Genomic DNA, 946 nt, shown 5'->3' on the forward strand with positions numbered 1-946 from the left:
GCCTGGTTCCAGGGGCGCATCGCGGGCGGCATGCGCGCGGTCGAGCGGTTCGCGGGCGACATTGCCGGCTGCAACCTGGCCACCAACCTGGACAGTGCGCAGTACGCTGCGTCAATGGCTCCGCTGGCGCGCGGCCTGCAGCAGATCCAGGTCAACCTGCGTGCGGTGGTGGGCGATGTGCGCACCGAGATCGCGGGCTTTCTGCGCTCGGCCGAGGAAATCGCCCAAGGCGGGCGCGACCTGTACCAGCGCACCGAGGCGCAGGCGGGCAACCTGCAGCAGACGGCGGCGGCGATGGAAGAGTTGTCCAGCACCGTGCAGCACACGGCCGACACAGCCGGCACGGTGGCGCGCGACAGCATCCAGAGCGCCGAGGTGGCGCGGCACGGCGGGCAGGCGGTGCAACAGGTGGGGCAGGCCATGCACGACATCGAGCAGTCGTCGCGCAAGGTGGGCGAAATTGTCTCGGTGATCGAGGGCATTGCCTTTCAGACCAATCTGCTGGCGCTCAACGCCGCGGTGGAAGCCGCGCGCGCCGGAGAGCAGGGCCGCGGCTTCGCCGTGGTGGCTGGCGAGGTGCGGGCACTGGCCCAGCGCAGTGCCGGCGCGGCCAAGGAGATCCGTGCGTTGATCGGTGCCTCGGTGGCGCAGGTCACCGACGGGTCGCGCCAGATGGACGCGGCTGGCGAGACGATCGCCGAGGTGGTTTCCTCCGTGTCGCACGTGAGCGAACTGGTGCGCCAGATCAGCGAGGCCACGGCCGAGCAGTCGATCGGCATCGGCCAGGTGAACGAAGCCGTGGTGCAGCTCGAAAGCGTCACCCAGCAGAACGCCGCCCTGGTGGAGCAGACGGCCGCTGCGGCCGAGGCCTTGAAGGGCAGTTCGGCGGCCCTTTCGCGGTCGGTGGAAGTGTTCCGCATCCGCTGAGGCGCCGCCAGCGCCGCCC

At 70.5% G+C, this 946-nt stretch carries 1 protein-coding gene; it reads left to right on the top strand.

The window, feature by feature from the left end:
* Positions 1-927 (top strand): methyl-accepting chemotaxis protein (locus ACDELDRAFT_RS23030; RefSeq protein ID WP_005801673.1); only part of this gene is annotated, 927 nt, incomplete at its 5' end.
* Positions 928-946 lie beyond the last annotated feature (19 nt).

Origin of the sequence: Acidovorax delafieldii 2AN (assembly GCF_000175235.1) — a bacterium.
Lineage (GTDB): Bacteria > Pseudomonadota > Gammaproteobacteria > Burkholderiales > Burkholderiaceae_C > Acidovorax > Acidovorax delafieldii_B.